At 69.7% G+C, this 19,195-nt stretch carries 11 protein-coding genes; 3 read left to right on the top strand and 8 right to left on the bottom strand.

Annotated features, from left to right (window positions below; translation table 11 throughout):
- Nucleotides 1-3 precede the first annotated feature (3 nt).
- Genes mmsB through AB0P11_RS14765 form a run of 3 tightly spaced genes read right to left on the bottom strand, consistent with a single transcriptional unit; the run spans nucleotide 4 to nucleotide 3,613 of the window.
- Nucleotides 4-906: a 3-hydroxyisobutyrate dehydrogenase gene (gene mmsB, locus AB0P11_RS14775; protein WP_363522706.1), complete on the bottom strand. Its 903-nt coding sequence runs from the start codon at nucleotides 904-906 to the stop codon at nucleotides 4-6.
- Nucleotides 903-2,084, bottom strand: a complete 1,182-nt coding sequence (locus AB0P11_RS14770; RefSeq protein ID WP_072591951.1) for an acyl-CoA dehydrogenase family protein — start codon at nucleotides 2,082-2,084, stop codon at nucleotides 903-905. The genes mmsB and AB0P11_RS14770 overlap by 4 nt, the downstream gene beginning before the upstream one ends.
- Nucleotides 2,085-2,110: 26 nt before the next feature.
- Entirely contained in the window at nucleotides 2,111-3,613 is a 1,503-nt protein-coding gene (locus AB0P11_RS14765) for a CoA-acylating methylmalonate-semialdehyde dehydrogenase (protein ID WP_056280628.1), read from the bottom strand.
- 169 nt (nucleotides 3,614-3,782) lie between these two features.
- Between AB0P11_RS14765 and AB0P11_RS14760 the strand changes: the two genes are divergently transcribed.
- Complete coding sequence (locus AB0P11_RS14760; RefSeq protein ID WP_363522703.1) at nucleotides 3,783-5,822, top strand: beta-galactosidase; 2,040 nt, start codon at nucleotides 3,783-3,785, stop codon at nucleotides 5,820-5,822.
- Between the two features lie 69 nt (nucleotides 5,823-5,891).
- Here AB0P11_RS14760 and pulA read toward each other — a convergent pair whose 3' ends face one another.
- Both pulA and AB0P11_RS14750 read right to left on the bottom strand, forming a co-directional pair.
- Nucleotides 5,892-11,924 (bottom strand): pullulanase-type alpha-1,6-glucosidase, encoded by a 6,033-nt coding sequence (pulA, locus tag AB0P11_RS14755; protein ID WP_363522701.1) that lies wholly within the window; start codon nucleotides 11,922-11,924, stop codon nucleotides 5,892-5,894.
- Between the two features lie 400 nt (nucleotides 11,925-12,324).
- Nucleotides 12,325-13,509, bottom strand: a complete 1,185-nt coding sequence (locus AB0P11_RS14750) for a thiolase family protein (protein WP_363522699.1) — start codon at nucleotides 13,507-13,509, stop codon at nucleotides 12,325-12,327.
- 376 nt (nucleotides 13,510-13,885) lie between these two features.
- On the opposite strand from AB0P11_RS14750, the gene AB0P11_RS14745 reads away from it, so the two are divergent.
- A complete protein-coding gene (locus tag AB0P11_RS14745) occupies nucleotides 13,886-14,473 on the top strand; it encodes an antibiotic biosynthesis monooxygenase (protein ID WP_053097861.1) in 588 nt (195 codons plus the stop codon).
- A 363-nt stretch (nucleotides 14,474-14,836) separates the two neighbouring features.
- Here the strand turns inward: AB0P11_RS14745 and AB0P11_RS14740 are convergent, their stop codons facing one another.
- Nucleotides 14,837-15,736 (bottom strand): LysR family transcriptional regulator, encoded by a 900-nt coding sequence (locus AB0P11_RS14740; RefSeq protein WP_363522697.1) that lies wholly within the window; start codon nucleotides 15,734-15,736, stop codon nucleotides 14,837-14,839.
- Between the two features lie 93 nt (nucleotides 15,737-15,829).
- Here AB0P11_RS14740 and AB0P11_RS14735 point away from each other — a divergent pair, with 93 nt between their 5' ends.
- Nucleotides 15,830-16,495, top strand: coding sequence for a type 1 glutamine amidotransferase domain-containing protein (locus tag AB0P11_RS14735; protein ID WP_363522695.1), 666 nt, complete (start codon nucleotides 15,830-15,832; stop codon nucleotides 16,493-16,495).
- 214 nt (nucleotides 16,496-16,709) lie between these two features.
- On the opposite strand, the gene AB0P11_RS14730 is transcribed toward AB0P11_RS14735, so the two are convergent.
- Together AB0P11_RS14730 and araA are read right to left on the bottom strand one after the other, a co-directional pair.
- A complete protein-coding gene (locus AB0P11_RS14730; RefSeq protein ID WP_363522693.1) occupies nucleotides 16,710-17,639 on the bottom strand; it encodes an aldose 1-epimerase family protein in 930 nt (309 codons plus the stop codon).
- The gene (gene araA, locus AB0P11_RS14725; protein WP_363522691.1) at nucleotides 17,639-19,162 is read right to left on the bottom strand and encodes an L-arabinose isomerase; all 1,524 of its coding nucleotides are present in this window, start codon (nucleotides 19,160-19,162) and stop codon (nucleotides 17,639-17,641) included. The genes AB0P11_RS14730 and araA overlap by 1 nt, the downstream gene beginning before the upstream one ends.
- Nucleotides 19,163-19,195: the final 33 nt, after the last annotated feature.

Below are 19,195 nucleotides of genomic sequence, written 5' to 3'. Positions count from 1 at the left end.
GGCTCACACGCTGCCGTCGCGGATGTCGGTGATGATGCCGGAGAAGTCGCGGGTCGCGCCGTCGCCCGCAGCGAAGGCGGCGTAGAGCTGCTGGGCGAGCCGCCCCATCCGCGCGTCGGTCGACGTCTGCTCGATCGCCTGCAGCGCGAGCCCGAGATCCTTCGCCATCAGAGCACCGGCGAAGCCCGGCTGGTAGTCGCGGTTCGCCGGGCTCGTCGGAACGGGGCCAGGCACGGGGCAGTTGGTCGTGATGGACCAGCACTGACCGGACGCCTGCGACACCACGTCGAACAGCGCCTGGTGCTCGAGCCCGAGCCGCTCGCCGAGCACGAAAGCCTCGGCCACCGCGATCTGCGAGACGGCGAGCACCATGTTGTTGCACACCTTCGCGGCCTGGCCGAGCCCCGACCCCCCGCAGTGCACGATGCGCGTGCCCATGATCTCGAGCACCGGCAGTGCGGCGGCGAAGTCCTCGTCCGAGCCGCCCACCATGAACGCGAGCGTGCCGTTCTCGGCACCGACGACGCCGCCGGACACCGGGGCGTCGACATTGCGATGCCCCGCGGCGAGCGCGAGCGCGTGGGCGGCACGGGCCTCGTCGACCGCGATCGTCGACGACTCGATGAACAGGGTGCCGGGGCCGGCTGCGGCGAGCAGCTCGGTGCGGTACGCGTCGATCACGTGCCTTCCCGCCGGGAACATCGTGATGACGACATCGGCGTCGGCGACGGCGTCCGCTCCGCTGGCCGCGACGGGGATGCCGGCGGCCTGCGCCGCCTCGATCGCCACGGGCACCAGGTCGAACCCGTGCACCTCGTGCCCTGCGGCGACGAGGTTCTTCGCCATCGGCAGCCCCATGTGGCCGAGTCCGAGGAAGGCGATCCGGACGCTCGACGACTCGCTCATGATGCGCTCCGCATCGAGGCGGATCCCGCCGGTCGCAGCATCTCGCGCCCGACGATCAGGCGCATGATCTCGTTCGTGCCCTCGAGGATCTGGTGCACCCGCAGGTCGCGCACGACCTTCTCGATGCCGTAGTCCTGCAGGTAGCCGTAGCCGCCGTGCAGCTGCAGCGCGCGGTTGGCGACGTCGAATCCGGCATCCGTCGCGAAGCGCTTGGCCATCGCGCATCGCATCGTGGCATCCGGGGCGTGCTCGTCGACCGCCAGCGCCCCGTCGGTCACCATGAGGCGAGCGGCCTGCAGGTCGGTGCGCATGTCGGCGATCGCGAACAGGATCGACTGCTTCTCGGCCAGCGGCTCGCCGAACGCCACGCGCTCGTGCACGTACTGCACCGCCCGATCCAGGGCCCACTGGGCACCTCCGATGGAGCAGGCCGCGATGTTGAGGCGACCGCCGTTGAGCGCCGACATCGCGATCGCGAAGCCACGGCCCTCGTCGCCGAGCATTCCGGATGCGGGGATGCGCACGCCGTCGAGGATCACCTGACGGGTGGGCTGGGCGTGCCAGCCCATCTTCTTCTCGGGCGCCCCGAAGCTGAGTCCCTCGGCATCGCCGGGAACGAGGAAGGCGCTGATGCCCCGGGCTCCCGGCTCGCCGGTACGGGCCATCACCACGTAGACGGCGGCCTCGCCGGCACCCGAGATGAACTGCTTCACGCCGGTGAGGAGATAGTCGTCCCCGTCGCGCACCGCGCTCGTGGCGACGTTCGCGGCATCGGATCCGACGCCCGGCTCGGTCAGGCAGTAGCCGCCGAACTCCTGCATGGCGGTGAGGTCGGGCAGCCAGCGGCCGCGCTGTGCATCGTCGCCGTAGGTGTCGATCATCCACACCACCATGTTGTGGATCGAGATGTAGGCGGCGACGGCGGGATCGCCCTTCGCGAGCTCTTCGAAGATCGCCACGGTGTCGGAGCGGCTGAGGCCCGTGCCGCCGAACTCCTCGCTCACGTAGATGCCGCCGAGGCCCAGCTCTCCGGCCTTGCCGAGCGACTCGCGGGGGAAGATGTGCTTCTCGTCGCGCTCGGCGGAGAAGGGTGCGAGCTCGGTCTCGGCGAACTCGCGGACGGCGTCGAGAATGGCCTCGCGCTCTTCGGCGGTGGTGGTGACGGTGGTCATTGTCATGTCGATTCCTTGTGGGCGTCGCGAGGTCAGTGCATGGTGGGGATCACGAAGCTGGCGCCGTCGCGGATGCCGGCCGACGGCCAGCGGCTCGTGACCGTCTTGGTCTTCGTGTAGAAGCGGAAGGCATCGGCGCCGTGCTGGTTGAGGTCGCCGAACCCGCTGCGCTTCCAGCCGCCGAACGTGTAGTACGCGATCGGCACCGGGATCGGCACGTTGACGCCGACCATCCCGACCTCGACCCGTGCGGCGAAGTCGCGTGCCGCGTCTCCGTCGCGCGTGAAGATCGCGACGCCGTTGCCGTATTCGTGCTCGGATGCCATGCGCAGCGCCTCCTCGTAGTCGGCGGCGCGGGCGATCACGAGCACCGGTCCGAAGATCTCCTCGCGGTAGATCGCCATGTCGGTGGTCACGTCGTCGAACAGCGTCGGTCCGAGGTAGAAGCCCTGCTCATGACCGGGCACCGTGAAGCCGCGACCGTCGGCCAGGAGGGTCGCGCCCTCGTCGACCCCCTGCTGGATGTACCCCTCGACCCGCTCGACGGCAGCCCGGGTGACGAGTGGCCCGTAGTCGACGTCGGAGGCGAGGGACGGGCCGATCCGCAGCTGCGCCACGCGCTGGGTGAGCTTGGCGGCGAGAGCATCCGCCGTCTCCTGGCCGACCGGCACCGCGACCGAGATCGCCATGCAGCGCTCGCCCGCCGATCCGTATCCCGAGCCGATCAGCGCGTCGACGGCCTGGTCGAGGTCGGCGTCGGGCATGACGATCATGTGGTTCTTGGCGCCGCCGAAGCACTGCGCGCGCTTGCCGTGCGCGGCCGCCGTCGAATAGATGTACTCGGCGATCGGTGTCGAGCCCACGAAGCCGACGGCGCGGATGCGGTCGTCGGTGAGCAGCGCGTCGACGGCCTCTTTGTCACCGTGCACGACGTTGAGGACCCCGGCGGGCAGCCCCGCCTCGAGGAACAGCTCGGCGATGCGCACCGGCACCGAGGGGTCGCGCTCGCTGGGCTTGAGCACCACGGCGTTGCCGGCGGCGAGGGCGGGGCCCGCCTTCCACAGGGGGATCATCGCCGGGAAGTTGAACGGGGTGATCGCCGCCACCACTCCGAGCGGCTGCCGCATCGAGTAGACGTCGATGCCGGCGCCGGCACCCGTCGAGTACTCGCCTTTGAGCAGGTGCGGCGCGCCCGCGGAGAACTCGATGACCTCGAGACCCCGCTGGATGTCGCCCTTCGCATCGTCGACCGTCTTGCCGTGCTCGCTCGCAAGCAGCTCGGCGAGCTCGGTCATCTCGCGCTGCACGAGATCGAGGAAGCGCAGCAGCACCCGTGCGCGCTTCTGGGGGTTGGTCGCCGCCCACTCGACCTGCGCGGCCTCGGCGTTCGCGATCACATCGGCGACCTCCTGCGCGGAGGCCAGCGGCACGCGCGCCTGGACGGATCCCGTGCTCGGATCGAACACGTCGGCGAAGCGCCCTCCCTCGGGGGTGAGGTGCTTTCCGCCTACGAAGTGGGGAATGGTACGAGTCATTGTGCGATGTCCCTTCGCGCCGTCGTTGGCACTATGACGATGGTACTTCGGCATCCGCATATTTACTAGGGCGTCCTTGCAGTTGCGGAAGCACGCCGGACGACTGTGCTGGAAAGCGCTTCCCCGCTAGGGTCGAGAGAGCAGGCCGAACACCCGACCCAGGAGACTCATGCACTACGGCGCCGACTACAACCCCGAGCAGTGGCCGCGAGAGGTGTGGCCGGACGACGTCCGGCTGATGCGCGAGGCCGGCGTGACGCTCGTGAGCCTGGGGATCTTCTCGTGGTCGCGCATCCAGCCGGCCGAGGGCGAGTTCGACTGGGAGTGGCTCGACGAGATCATCGGGCTGCTGCACGAGGGCGGCATCCAGGTCGACCTCGCCACCGCCACCGCATCCCCGCCGCCGTGGGCCTCGACCGCCTACCCCGAGATGCTGCCGCAGGATGCCGACGGCTCGACGTTCTGGCCCGGCAGCCGCCAGGCGTTCGCGCCCTCCTCTCCCGTCTACCGTCGCCTCGCGGCCGAACTCGTCACCGCTCTCGCGGAGCGCTACGCGCAGCATCCTGCCGTCGTGCTGTGGCACGTCAACAACGAGTACGGATGCCATCTGCACTACGACTACTCCGACGCCGCGCGCGACGCGTTCCGCGCATGGTTGCAGCGCAGGTACGCGACGATCGACGCCCTCAACCACGCCTGGGGCACGGACTTCTGGTCGCAGCGCTACACCGACTTCGATCAGATCGTGCCGCCGCGCAAGGCGCCGTACAGCATCAACCCGACCAGCGTGCTGGACTTCAAACGGTTCACCTCCGACACCCTGCTCGAGCTATACGTGATGGAGCGCGACATCATCCGCGCCGCGGGAGCGACCCAGCCGATCACGACCAACTTCATGGGCGCGTTCCCGCCGGCCGACTACTGGAAGTGGGCGGCCGAGGTCGACGTGATCAGCGACGACAACTACCCCGATCCCAACGACCCCGAGTCGTTCCGCGGGGCCGCGTTCGCACGCGAGCTGATGCGCGGTCTCAAGCCCGGGGTGCCCTGGATCCTCACGGAGCAGTCCACCAATGCCCTGAACTGGCGTCCCACCAACGCCCCGAAAGCACCCGGTCAGATGGCGGCGATCAGCGCGCAGGCGGTGGGCCGAGGCGCCGACGGGATCATGTTCTTCCAGTGGCGGCAGTCGCGCCGCGGCAGCGAGAAGTTCCACTCGGCGATGGTGCCGCAGGCCGGGCTCGACACCCGCACCTGGCGGGAGGTCGTCGAGCTGGGCGGACAGCTCGCGCAGCTCCCCGAGATGCCGGACGTCTCGTCGGGGGCGAAGATCGCTCTCGTCTTCGACTGGGAGAACTGGTGGGCGATCGACGGGCGCGACCACCCGATCGTGCTCGACTACCTGACGCTCTCGCACCGCTGGCATGCGGCGCTGCATCGGCAGAACCTCGCGGTCGACATCGTGAACACGACGAGCGATCTCCGCGGCTATTCACTCGTGGTCGCGCCTCAGCAGTATCTGCTGAGCGATGAGGGCGCCGCGAATCTCACGGCGTATGTCGCGCAGGGCGGCAACCTGTTCGTCTCGGCGTTCAGCGATGTCGTCGACCAGGACGACGCGTTCCGCGAGGGCGGCTTCATCGTCTCGCTGCGGGACGCGCTCGGCGTCGCGCTCGAGGACTTCGGGGCGCTGGTGCCGCCCGAGTCGGTGCGATCGGCCGACTCTGCCGGAGAGGTCGCGAGCCACGCCGTGCCCGACGGGCCGGGCCAGTCGGAGGCGCCAGTGGACGGCCCCGCGGGGACGATCGTCGGCCAGTACTTCGCGGAAGAGCTCCTCGTGCAGGATGCCGAGGTGCTGGGTCGCTTCACCGAGGGTCGCACCGCCGGGCGAGCGGCGTTCACCCGCAAGGCCTTCGGGGACGGCAACGGCTACTACCTCGCGACGATCCCGGACGACGCCGGCATGGCAGCCGTGCTGCGCTGGCTCGCCGTCGAGGCGGGAGTGACGGCCGAGATCGAGGGCCTTCCCGAGCACGTCGAGATCGCACGCCGAGGCGGCATCCTCACCGTCATCAACCACAGTGCGGAGCCGTTGGCGGTCGATGTGCCCGGCCGCGATGTGCTCTCGGGGTCGACCGCGGCGCGCCGCGAGCTCGGTGCATACGGCTGGGCGTTCATCGACACGAGCGGGGTCGACGCGCGGGACTGATCACGCGAGGACGGCCGCGGTCGCGCGAGGCGAGGGGTGCGGCGCGCGGCCGCACCCCTCGCCTCGACCTCAGTAGACGATCACCGGGAGGCTGCGCGTGCTGCGGGAGTCCCGCCACGGCTCCGTGCCGTCGAAGCGGACCGTGAGCAGGTGCACCCCACGGCTCAGCTTCGGCACCGAGACGGTAACCCTGCCCTTGTCGGAGGGAGCCAGCTCGACCGTGGCGACGACCTTGCCGCGGTCGTGCACCGTCACCGTGCCCACCGGCGCGCTGCCGTCGTCGGCCGCCACGGTGACCTTCACGGTGGCGCTCTTGCCCGACTTCACCAGCAGGTCGGAGGAGGCGCGCACCCGCGTATCGATCGGCTGCACCTGGTCGTCGACCAGCACGGCGACCGACCGGGCGGGGATCGTCACGGTGCCGGTCGCGGCGTCCCAGGTCGTGGTCTTGACCACGGCATCCGCTCCGTTCGCCTGAGCCGGGGTCAGCGCGAACGAACGCCCGGCCAGCCCCGCGACGGTCTGCGTGACCGGCGCAGGAGAGGAGTTGAACGCGACGAGCGCCCCGTCGAGATCGGCGTCGGCGTCGGGACCCGTCAGGTCGTCGATCTGCATCAAGATCACGCCCGGAGCCGCCCCCGCCCCGCCGTTCGGGAACGTGACCTTCTGCTGGATCAGCTCGGCCGAGCCGAGCCGCAGCAGATCGACCTCGTCGCGGATGCGCAGCAGATCGAGAGCGGATGCCTCTGCGGCCGCCATGTCGGCCGCGGCCGGCTTGAGCGCAGGATCGGCGAGCAGCGGCGCCATGATCGGCCACTTCTCCTCGTTGTCTGCCGCGGTCGGCAGCCCCGAGCCGAACGTCGACTCCTGACCGGTCCAGTCGATGCGGTTGAACCAGTCACCGGAGTTGTAGCTGTTGCGATCGAGGGACTTCGACCGCAACAGCTCGGTGCCTGCATGCCAGAACGACGGCGACTGCGAGAGCGTCACAGTCGCGAGCTCCAGCGTGTTCATCCGCACGCGGTCGGCCATCGTCGTGTCGACCGGGAGCTTGAGCACCGAGAGGTCGTAGAGCGTCTCGTTGTCGTGCGCATCGACGTAGTTGATCGTCTCGTCCGGCTGATCGGCATAGCCCGCCGCGGAGCCGCGATAGTCGATCGCCTCTCCCGCCGTCACCGAGCCGTCGCTCGTCGTGAACTCGAAGTCGCGCAGATTGCCCGCCAGCCCGAGCTTGACGAGATCGGTCTCGTGGCCGAGGTCGGCGAGCGCCTGCTCGACCGTGCCGTTGATCGGATCGCCGTTCGGGTCGGTGCCGAGACCGGTGCCGAAGCCCTGACGGAACGTCGACGACGAGTCGACCGGGCTGCCGCCGTGCACGGCGTCGCGCAGGCGGTCGTTGAACGTGCCGATGCCGGTGCCTCCCAGCTGCCCCTGGGTGGCCTGCTCGAACAGCGCATCGTCCGCCACCTCGCCGAAGTTCCAGCCCTCGCCGTACAGATGGATCGCCGAACCGTCGACGCCGTCCTTCGCGAGGGTCAGGGCGTCGAGCGCGTCGCGGATCGCCTGCATGTTCGTCGTCGAGTGGTGGCCCATGAGGTCGAAGCGGAAGCCGTCGACCTTGTAGTCGCGCGCCCAGGTCACGATCGAGTCGACCATGAGCTTCTGCGCGGCGAGGTGCTCGGTCGCTACGTTCTGGCAGCATGTCGAGGTCTCGACGCCGCCGGCCGCGTTCAGCCGGTGGTAGTAGCCGGGCACGACCTGGTCGAGCACCGACTTCTCGGCCTGACCGGATGCCGCCGTGTGGTTGAACACCTCATCGAGCACGACCTGCAGGTCCATGTCATGGAGAGCGCCGACCATCGACCGGAACTCGCTGACCCTGGCGCCGCCGTCGGCGTCGACCGCGTACGAGCCCTCTGGCGTCGAGTAGTGGTACGGATCGTAGCCCCAGTTGAAGCCGTCGGCATCCGCGACCGCCTGGATGCACGCCTGCTGTGCCGCGTCGGCCGGGCCGAACGAGGCGAGGTCGCAGTCGGGCACCGCCTGCGCTGCGCGGTCCTCCTCGATCGAGGCGATGTCGAAGGAGGGCAGCAGGTGCACGGTGTTGATTCCGGCATCCGCGAGCTGCTTCAGCTGATCGGTGCCCGCGCTGTCGCGGGTGAACGCCAGGTACGTGCCGCGCTCGTCGGCCGGAACCGTCTCGTCGCTGATCGAGAAGTCGCGGATGTGCAGCTCGTAGATCGCCCGGTCGACCGCGCGCTCGACGACCGGCGCTTCGGCCTTCTGCCACTGCTTCGGCTGCCAGGCCTTGTCGTCGAGGTCGATGGCGACCGAACGCCGCGAGTTCAGAGTGAGCGCCGTCGAGTAGGGATCGGTGACCCGGTTCGTCTCGATCGCACCGGTCGTCGGCGCATAGACCACGACCTCCCACAGGAACTCGTCGCCCTTGAGATCCTTGGCGCCCGCGACCGACCAGACGCCGGACGCCGCATCCCACGTGGCCTCGTGCCGAGCGGGGTCGCCCTCGGCGCCCTCGTCCCAGGTGAGAAGGGTCGCGCTCTGCGCCGTCGGCGCCCACAGCCGGAACGTCGGCTTCTTGCCCGAGAACGTCACGCCCAGGTCGACGTCGTCGAGGGCTGCGGCATAGAGATCGTCGAGAACCCCGGCGATCTGCACGCCGGTGAATGCGGAGGGCGCCCCCGTCTCGTCACGTTGGACGACCGCGAGCTGCGCTCGCAGCAGTGCCGCCGCATCGGCATCCGTCACCCGCAGGGCGAGGTATCCGTCGAGCGCGGGGAACCGGGCGAGCTGCTCGTCCGTCAGGCCGCCCTCGATCACCTCGAGCGCGATCGACTCGCCACCCGCGATGTCGCCGTCTGCCACCGCGAGCGAGGCGTCCGCCGAGGAGTACAGCTGATAGGCCGCCTTGTCGACAGACCCGAGAGTCGCCGGCCAGGCGATCGTCTCGGCGTCGACCCACTGTGCGCGCTGCTCTCCGGCGCCGGGGAGCTGCGGGTCCGCGCTCACGACCTCGAGAACGTGCGTCGCCAGCGTGTAGCGGAACGACGTCACGCTGCCCTCGGCCGCGCTGAACGAGATGTTCGCGCCGCCCGGCACTCCGTCGGCGCCGTAGTTCTCAGCCCAACTCAGGCCGTGCGCCACCTTGAGCTCGTAGGCTCCGGTGGGGAGGTCGGCGGTCGAGAACTCGTAGACGCCGTCGCGGTCACCGTCGGCCATGAGGGTGCCGAGGCAGTCGGGAGACCAGTCCGCCGCGCAGCCGAGCTCGTCCTGCAGAGAGCCCGGCAGCGTCACGATGGGTCCGTCGGCCGAGGACTGCACGATGTTCGTGCGCGGGTCGAAGTAGAAGGTGATCGGCCCGCCCGCGTGGGTGAGCGTGACGTTCGAGCCGTCCGGCACACCGTTCGCACCGTAGTTGACGGCCCAGCTGCCGTTGATCGCGGCCTTGTACTCGTAGTCGCCGGCCGGCAGATCAAAAGCCCCCTCCCATACGCCGTCGGCGCGCAGGGTCAGCTTCGCCTTCTCGCAGGCAGGGTCCCAGTCGCCCGCACAGCCCATCTCGGAGTTGAGACTGCCGGGCACGGTCACCATGTCGATCGGAGACTCGGGCTCCTCGCCGGCCGTCAGCGTCACGGCGTTGCCGACCGACGCGTACGTCGAGGCTGCGGCGTGGTTGCCCGCGGCATCCGTCGTCACGGCCCGGTATTCGACGAGCGTGCCGTTCGCGAGATCGCGGATGTCGTGGAAGACGCGGGGGTCGGTGTCCTCCGCGGTGCCGAGCGCCTGCCACTCCTCGGAGCCGACGACGCGCCAGGCGAAGCTCGTCTGCGCCCACTGATCGGCGATGTCGGCCTGCACGGCGGACTGTCCGGTGACACCGGCTCCGGCGGCGGGCACGACGACCTCGACGGATGCCGCCTCGGACGGCGCCGTGACGGTCGAGTCGGCTTTCCAGACCACCGCCGACAGAGCCGGCACCGTGATCGAGGCGGCCGCACCGGCATCCGTGGCGAGGGACGCGGCGTCACCGTAGAGCACCTCGTACGAGGCGTCGGCGGTCAGCGTGGTGAGGTCGACCGTCTGCGCGGTGGCGGCGTTGTTCACGGCCACCAGGTATTCGACCTTGTCGTCGGCATCCACGCGGGAGAACGCGTACACACCAGCACCGGACGCCGCGTACCGCTCGATCTGCGCGCCCTCGCTGAGCGCCGGGTTCGACTGCCGGAGCTCTGACAGCGCGGCGATGTGCTCGTAGAGCGCGGCATCCGTCGCATAGCGGTCGACCGAGCCGGCCTGCTCACCGGTGATGAGGTTCTGATTTGCGTAGTCGGCGACCTGGGTGGCGAAGAGCGACTGCCGGGCGTCCTTGTCGCCGCCGGGGCCGGTGAAGCCCTGCTCGTCGCCGTAGTAGACGACCGGCTGACCCCGGGTGAGGAACATGAGCTCGTGCGCCAGCTCGTCGCGCTCGAGCGGAGCATCCGTCGTCTGGAGGAAGGATCCGACCCTGCCCATGTCGTGGTTGCCGAGGAACGTGGGCAGTGCCGTCGCCGACGAGTCGGGTGTCGTGTAGCGATCGTCGCCCGCGAACAGGGACTGCAGGCCCTTGGCCGAATTGCCCGACGCGTAGCTGACGGCGGAGGACTGGAACGTGAAGTCGAGGATCGAGTTCATGTCGGTGTCTCGCACGTACGGTGCGAGCTTCACGGGGTCGGCGTCGTAGACCTCGCCGAACATGAAGAAGTCGTCGTTGCCCTTCTCGTGCGCGTAGTCGAGGACGTCGGCCGTCCATTTCTCCCAGAACTCGAAGTTCACATGCTTGACGGTGTCGATGCGGAAGCCGTCGATGCCGAGGTCGATCCACTTGTCGTAGACCTCGACGAAGCCGTTGACCACCGTCGGGTGCTCGGTCATCAGGTCGTCGAGTCCGCTGAAGTCGCCGTATGTGACCGACTCCCCCGACCAGGTCGAGTCTCCGCGGTTGTGATAGAGCGACGGGTCGTTCAGCCAGGCCGGCACCTTGACGTCGGCCTCGCTGTCGTCGATCACCGGCGTGTAGGGGAAGCTCGTCGCCGGGTCGAGTTCGGGGAACCCGTCGGTGCCCGCGTGGTCGGCCGGGTCGAACGCCGTACCCGCGGCATCCGTGTAGGGACTCGTCGCCTGGTCGATGTAGGAGTACTGCCCCTCGGCGTAGTCGATGACGTCGGCGGTGTGGTTGGTGATGATGTCGAAGTACACCTTGATGTCGCGGGCGTGCGCGTCGGCGATCAGCGCCTGCAGCTCCTCATTGGTGCCGAGGTGCGGGTCGATGCGGGTGAAGTCGGTGATCCAGTAGCCGTGATAGCCGGCAGAGGCGTTGGCGCCCTCACCCTGCACCGGCTTGTTGGCGAAGCTCGGCGTCAGCCAGATCGCCGATGTGCCGAGCCCCTCGATGTAGTCGAGGTTCTCGCGGATTCCGGCGATGTCGCCGCCCTGATAGAAGCCCTTGTCCGTGGGGTCGAAACCGGTGGTGAGCCGGTCGCCCTCGAGACCGCCGGTGTCGTTGGCCGTGTCGCCGTTCGCGAAGCGGTCGGTCATCACGAAGTAGAACTGCTCGCCGGCACCCGCCTGTCGGGCCGGGCTCGCGATGAGCGCCTCATCGTCGGAGGTGTAGCCGCCACGCAGGTCGGCGGCCTCGAGCCCGACGCGCTTGAGCGTGTCGTCGAACGTGAAGCGGAGGGTCGTCGGGCCGGCCACAGTCAAGGGGATGTCGTCGGCCCCGCCGTCGAGCCCGTACGCCTCGTCCCAGCCGTCGTTCACCGCGACCTTGTACTGCCACGTGCCCGCAGGGACCTCGAACTCGGCGGAGTAGATGCCCTCGGCGCCCGTGGGCTCGAGCTCGGTCTCGGTGCAGTCGGGCGCCCAGTCCGCCGCGCAGCCGAGCTCGGACTGCAGCGAGCCCACGAGAGCCACGGTGCGATCGGCCGCCGCGGCGGATGAGCCGCCGAGAGTGCCGGCCGCGCCGAAGCCCGAGACGACGAGCGCGGTGACGGCGAGTAGGGCGAGCGGACGTGAAGCGGTCGTCTTCGACCGAGCCGACTTGAACAAATGATGCTCCCTGATGGCGGCGGACACGACGACGTGTCCGGAGGCTTGCGAGTGAAGCTAGCAGGGCGGGGTCTATGACTGCAAGCGCTTGCAGTAGTGTTCTGGCGAAAAGTCAGGGGTGCGAATGTTGCTGATGGCCTTAAGTCGCAAACGCTTCCAGGATCGCGAATCCCGGGTGAGGAGGATTTCTCGCCGCGTTCACCGTCCGGACACCTTCGCCGACTACAACTGCAGATGCGCGGACACAGACTCAGACCGGATCGGGTAGTCACGTCATCCGCGCATACGGTGAGCGTCTGCTCCCGAAGAGACCCCCGCCGAATCGGGTCGGCGGGGGTCTTCTCTGTCTTGTCCGGCGAACATCGACCCGGCAGGCGCACAGCGGGTGCCGGGTGCCGGATTACAGCCGCTCGATGATCGTGGCGTTCGCCATGCCACCGCCCTCGCACATGGTCTGCAGTCCGAAGCGGCCGCCGACCGCGTCGAGATGGTCGATCAGGGTGCCGAGCAGGCGGGTGCCCGACGAGCCCAGTGCGTGCCCGAGGGCGATCGCACCTCCTCGCGGGTTGAGCTTGGCGGCATCCGCCCCGAGTTCCGCGGCCCAGGCCAGTGGCACCGACGCGAAGGCCTCATTGACCTCATAGGCGTCGAGGTCATCGATCGTCAGTCCGGTGCGTTCGAGAATGCGCCGCGTCGCGGGGATCGGGCCGGTCAGCATCATGAGCGGATCGTCGCCGACCACCGTGAACGCGTGGAACCTCGCCCGCGGCGTGAGTCCCAGCTGTTCGGCACGCTCGGCGCTCATCACGAGCGCAGCGGATGCTCCGTCGGTCAGCGGCGAGGAGTTGCCGGGAGTGATCCGCCAGTCGACGTCCGGGAATCGGGCGGCAAGAGCGTCGGTGCGGAACGCGGGGCTGAGTCCCCCGAGCCCCTCGGCCGTCGTCCCGGCGCGCACGGTCTCGTCGCCCGCGGCATCCGGAGCCTCGGCGACCGGGATGACGGTGCGGTCGAAGAAGCCTGTGGACCAGGCATCCGCCGCGCGGCGGTGCGACTCGGCGGCGTACTCATCCAGCGCTGCGCGATCGATGCCCCAGCGCTGGGCGATCAGCTCGGCCGAGACGCCCTGGTTCACGAGTCCCTCGGGGTAGCGCTCACGCAGGCGAGGCGACATCGGCGACCCGCCGGACGCAGACGATCCGAGCGGCACCCGACTCATCGACTCGACGCCGCCGACGATGACCGCGTCATACGCGCCGGCCATGATCCCCTGGGCGGCGAAGTGCACGGCCTGCTGGCTGGACCCGCACTGGCGGTCGATCGTCGTCGCGGGGATCGACTCGTCGAAACCCGCGGCGAGCACAGCCTGCCGCGCGATGTTCGACGACTGGTCCCCCACCTGACTCACGCAACCGAGCAGCACGTCGTCGATCTGCCTCGACTCGAGCCCGCTGCGCTCGAGTATCGCGGCGAGAGCACCCGCCGCGAGGTCGACAGGATGCACACCCGAGAGCGCGCCGCCCGGCTTGCCGCGTCCGACGGGAGTGCGGACGACATCGATCAGGACGGCTTCGCTGCGCGTGCTCATGCCTCCTATTCTCGCCCTGTCGCGGAGTGCGGGGACGGATGCCGCGTCGCTGCCCTGCACCAGCCTCGGCCATGCGCGCCCGCGACGGCCGGATTCCCGGCATCCGGCCGTCGCAGGCGCATTCGGCCTTCTGAAGCGTCCGGCATCGGTACCCGGCATCGGCACCCGGCACCCGGCACCCGGCACCCGGCACCCGGCACCCGGCATCGGTATCGGCATCGGGCATGCACCTCGATGCCGTCTTCGCGCGCGGCGAAAAACGACCGGCGCCACCCGGCATCCGAAATACAATCGAACACGCGCCCGCACCCCGGCGCATCCCCCACCGTCGAGGCGCCCGTGACCCGGGCGATCCGCTCTCTCCGAGGACCCCACCATGTCCAGCGAACCCATCACCGTCTCCATCCGCCGCGAGGTCGACCCCGAGCATGTCGCCGCCGCCACCGCCTGGGTGCAGACCGGCGTGAATCTGGCGCACCGATACCCGGGGTTCCTCGGATCCGGCTGGGTGCGCGACGGCGAGGACTCGCATGTCTGGCACATGCTGTACCGCTTCTCCGACGAGAAGTCGCTTGTGGCGTGGGAGCAGTCGGGCGAGCGCGAGTGGTGGAAGTCGACCGGCGAGCAGTTCGTGCGCAGTGAGCGCGTGCGCCGCCGCACGGGCATCGAGGGCTGGTTCGACGAGCCGACCACCGACACCATCACCCTCCCCCGCGCTGACGGCTCGACGACCACCGTCGCGATGGTCAGCACCCCGCCGCGGTGGAAGCAGGCCGTGTCGATCTGGCTCGGGTTCTTCCCGCTGAACCTCGCCTTCACCTATGCGCTGAGCCCCGTGCCCGGCTGGAACGAACTGCCGATCTGGCTGCGCGTGCTCGCCACGACCGTCGTGCTCACGCCGATCATGACCTACTGGGTGCTGCCCTGGGTCACGCGCACGCTGCGCCACTGGCTCAACCGCTGAGGCTCGGTCGCCTCTGCCGCATCGGTCTGCCGCACCTGCCGTGTGCGATCCGTCCGTGAGGTCGTGCGTCCGTGAGGTGCGTGCATGAGGTGCGCGCGTCCGTGAGGTGCGGCATCCGTCCGTCGTGTGCACCCGCGAGACGCGTGCGTCCGTGAGGTGCGGCATCCGTCCGTCGTGTGCGTTCGCCGCGCGAGCGGCTGCACATCTGTGAGGCCGGGCAGTGCATCTGTGCGGGGCCACTACCGCATCCGAATCGGGCGTTTCCGATGCGAAACTGACTCCGCACCGGATGGTGGATGCGAAACTGACCCCGCACCGGACTCCAGATGCGAAACTGACCCCGCACCGCCGCCGCGACGAGCGTCAGAGGTCGGCGACGGCGGCGCGCAGCGCCTTCTCCACGGCCGCGACCCCGTCGGACAACGGACCCGGTCGCCGCACGAGATACAGCGTGTTAATCGGCGGGTCCTGGGTGGGTCGCAGGTCGACGAGTCTGCCATCGGCGAGTTCGTCGGCGATCAGATAGGTCGGCAGGGCGGTGACGCCCGCCCCCGCAACCGCAGCGGCGGCGAGCGCGCGCAGGTCGGGGAAGACGAGAGCCGGTTCCCGGTCGAGACGGATGCCGAACACGTGGCGCCAGTACCGTCGGACGATCGGGACGTCTCGGTCGTATGCCAGCAGAGGTACGTGCGCGATCGCGTCCGGTGAGACGGCCGGAGACGGGTCGATGCTCAGCGACGGCGAGGCCACGAGCACGAATTCCTCGTCGAACAGCGGCATGCTCGGAAGCGCCCGTCCGCGAGGTCGCACGGCGGAGATCACCAGGTCGAGGCTGCCGACCCTCAGCTGATCGAGCAGGTCGTCGGCCAGGCCCGTGGTCACCGCAAGCCGCAGTCCGCCGGCCACAGCACTCGCGAGAGCCGGGGCGGCGACGGCGGCCAGGAACTCCCCCGCCCCGCCGAGGCGGATGACCGGCGGTTCGAGGGCCGGGTGGGTGCCGAGAGCATCCGCCAACGCGTCGAGCGGGCCCGAGAGCCGCGCGGCGAGCTCGTCGGCTCGGGGCGTCGGACGGATGCCGCGGGCATGACGGACGAACAGCGGCTCGCCGACGCTCGCCTCCAGCGCCTGCAACTGCGTCGTGACCGACGACTGCGCGAGTCCGAGCCTGCGCGCCGCCGCCGACACCGACCCGGATCGGTGCGCGATGAGGAAGGTGCGCCACAGCCCCAGGTCGGGCAATCCATCGGAATTCCGATTGCTCATATCGGCAATCTATCGGAATCGTTCGTCGCGGCGGGCCGTTGTCCTGGATATCGCATCCGCACGGCATCCGTCGTCCGAACCCTGGGAGCATCCATGTCATCCGTCCTCTTCGTCGTCTCCGGCGCCCGCACCTGGACTCTGACCGACGGCACCGAGCACCCCACCGGCTACTGGGCCGAAGAGCTGCTCGCCCCCTATCGCCTGCTCACTGCCGCGGGGCACGACGTGGTGTTCGCGACACCCGGCGGTGTCGAGCCGGTCGCCGATGCGTCGAGCCTCGGCGACGGGGATGCCGCGGCGCTCGCGGAGATCCCGGGGCTCAGCACTCCCCTGGTGCTCGCCGATGTCGACGGCGCCGCCTACGCGGCCGTCTACTACCCCGGCGGGCACGGACCGATGCAGGACCTCGCTGTGGATGCCGATTCGGCGGCGCTCATCTCGGCGACCGTCGCGGCGGGACGTCCACTGGCCGCGGTGTGCCACGGGCTCGCGGCGCTGCTGCCCGCACGCGATGCTGCAGGCGAGCCGCTCGTCGCCGGACGGCGCATCACCGGATTCTCCGACGAGGAGGAGCGCCTCGGAGGGCTCGCGGACCGCGCGCCGTTCCTGCTCGAGACCTCTCTGCGCGAGCTCGGCGCCGACATCGACGTGACCGACCCGTGGAGCGATCACACCATCGTCGACGGACTGCTCATCACCGGCCAGAACCCGCAGTCGTCGGCATCCGCAGCCCGGGCCCTGGTCGCGGCACTCGCCTGATCGGAGAGGCGCGGTCCGCAGGCGCGACATCCGGCACCCGCACCCGCACCCGCACCCGCACCCGCACCCGCACCCTGCGTGCGGGGCCAGTTGCGCACCGGAGACGCCCCATTCGGATGCCGAACTGGCCCCGCACCGAGTCCCGGATGCCGAAGAACTGGCCCCGCATCGGCGCCACGACCGTGCCGCGAGCGACTCGGCCGGCCGCCACGCGTCAGACGGCGGCGATCCGCCAGGATGCTGCGTGCGTCGCGCCGGGTTCGAGCACGACCAGGTCGGTCCCCGAGTTGAACGCGTCCGGCGGACAGGTCATCGGCTCGACCGCGAGGCCGATGCGATGGATCGCGTCGATGCCGGGGTTGTCGGCCGTGTGCACCTGCACCCACGGGCAGCGCTCGTCGAAGGTCATGACGACGCCGCTTCCGGCATCCGTCACCACGCGCACCTCGGCGACTCCGCCCTCGCGGGCGAGGCCGGAGAACGCGTGGTCGATGAAGACGTCGGCGATCGGGCGCGCAACGCGGAAGTCCCAGTGCGGATGCGCGGACACTCCCTCGAGCGCCACCGGGCTCAGCCGGTCGTCGGTGACGGTCAGCACCTCGGATGCCGGCAGGGTCAGCGTCCAGTCATCGACCCGACCATCGGGTCCGGCGACGAGATACGGGTGCGGCCCTGTGCCCCAGGGCGCGGCATCCGTCCCGAGGTTGCGCGCGGTGACGGTCTGCTGAAGGCCGTCGCCGCCGATGCGGTACTCGGTCTCCACCTCGACGCGGAACGGATAGCCGGTCTGCGGCTCGATCACGGCCGCGAGCACGACGCGGTCGTCGAGCACCAGTCGGTCTTCGAACTCCGCCCAGGCGAGCAGCCCGTGCAGCGCCTGTCCGCGGGCGGGCTCGGTGAGGGCCAGCTGATGCTCGGCGCCGCTGAACGTGTAGCGACCGTCGACGATGCGATTGGGCCACGGTGCGAGGGTGGTGCCGCGGTATCCGGGCCGCACCTCGTCGGCGTCGAAGGGCACGACCAGGTCGCGTCCTTCGAATGCGAGCAGGCGCAGCGAGGCGCCGACGCTCGCGATCACGGCTTCGTATCCGTGCCCGGTGATGCGCAGCTGACGCCCCGAGCGCGGCCGGCCGGCTCCCGTCATCACAGCCCCTGCGCGAGTCGGTAGTAGGCCTGGTTCCAGCGGACCTGCTTCTGGAACTCGGGCAGGGTAGTCGCATCGTCGATCACGAGCAGCTCGACCTCGGCCATCTCTGCGAAATCGCGGAAGGCCTCGAGCCCGACGGCGGTCGACATCACCGTGTGGTGCGCAGCACCCGCGGTCAGCCAGGCGGCGGCCGAGGTGGTGAAGTCGGGCTGCGGCTTCCACACGGCGCGGCCGACCGGCAGCTTCGGCAGCGACTGGCGCGGGGGCACGTTCTCGACGACGTTCGCGGTGAGGCGGAAGCGGTCGCGCATGTCGCTGAGGGCGACGACGATCGCGGGGCCGGGGTCGGCGGTGAAGACCAGGCGCACCGGGTCTTCCTTGCCGCCGATGCCGAGCGGGTGGATCTCGAGGGTCGGCTTCGCCGTCGTGAGCGAGGGCGAGACCTCGAGCATGTGCGCCCCGAGGATCAGCTCGTCGCCGGGCGTCATGTCGTAGGTGTAATCCTCCATGAGGCTCGCCCCGCCGGGCAGGCCCGCGCCCATGACGTTGGCGACGCGCACGAGGATCGCGGTCTTCCAGTCACCCTCGGCGCCGAAGCCGTATCCCTCGGCCATCAGACGCTGCACCGCGAGGCCCGGCAGCTGCTTCAGGGCGCCGAGGTCTTCGAACGAGGTCGTGAAGGCGCCGAAGCCGCCCTCTTCGAGGAACGTCCGCAGACCGATCTCGATCGCGGCCCCGTCGCGCAGCGACTGGTGGCGGTCGCCACCGCGACGAAGCTCCGGCACGACCTCGTACAGCTCTTCGTACTCGGCCACGAGGGCGTCGATCTCGGAGTCGGATGCCGCGGCGACGGCATCCGCCAGGTCGTTCACGCCCCACGTGTTGACCTGCACGCCGAAGCGCAGCTCGGCCTCGGTCTTGTCGCCCTCGGTGACCGCGACGAAGCGCATGTTGTCGCCGAAGCGGGCGAGCTTGAGCGAACGGGATGCCGCGAGGCCGGCGGCCGCACGCTGCCACGTCGCGATCTCCTGGCGCACCCGCGGGTCGCTCGAATGACCGACGACGGTCTTGCGCGGCACGCCGAGGCGCGTCTGGATGTAGCCGAACTCGCGGTCGCCGTGCGCCGCCTGGTTCAGGTTCATGAAGTCGAAGTCGATGTCGGCCCACGGCAGCTCGACGTTCGCCTGCGTGTGCAGGTGCGCGAGCGGCTTCTGCAGTGCGTCGAGACCGGCGATCCACATCTTCGCGGGGCTGAAGGTGTGCATCCACGCGATCAGGCCGATGACCCGGTCGTCGGCGTTCGCCTCGAGGGCCGTGCGCTTGATGGCTGCGGCATCCGTCAGCACCGGCTTCCAGACGATGGTCACGGGCACCTCGCCGGCCTCGTCGAGGATGCGGGCGATCTCCTGCGACTGCTCGGCGACCTGCGCGAGCGTCTCGGGGCCGTAGAGGTGCTGACTGCCGGTGAGGAACCAGACCTCGTAGCCGTCGAGCGAAGTGGTGAGCGGGGTGCGGGGCATGAGAGTCCTTGGGTGTTCCGGTGTCGGCGTGAA

The sequence above is a fragment of the Microbacterium sp. NPDC079176 genome (assembly GCF_040686675.1).
Taxonomy (GTDB): domain Bacteria; phylum Actinomycetota; class Actinomycetes; order Actinomycetales; family Microbacteriaceae; genus Microbacterium.
The sequence above is the reverse complement of the archived record's forward strand: the minus strand, read 5'-3'. Positions and strand labels throughout refer to the sequence as shown.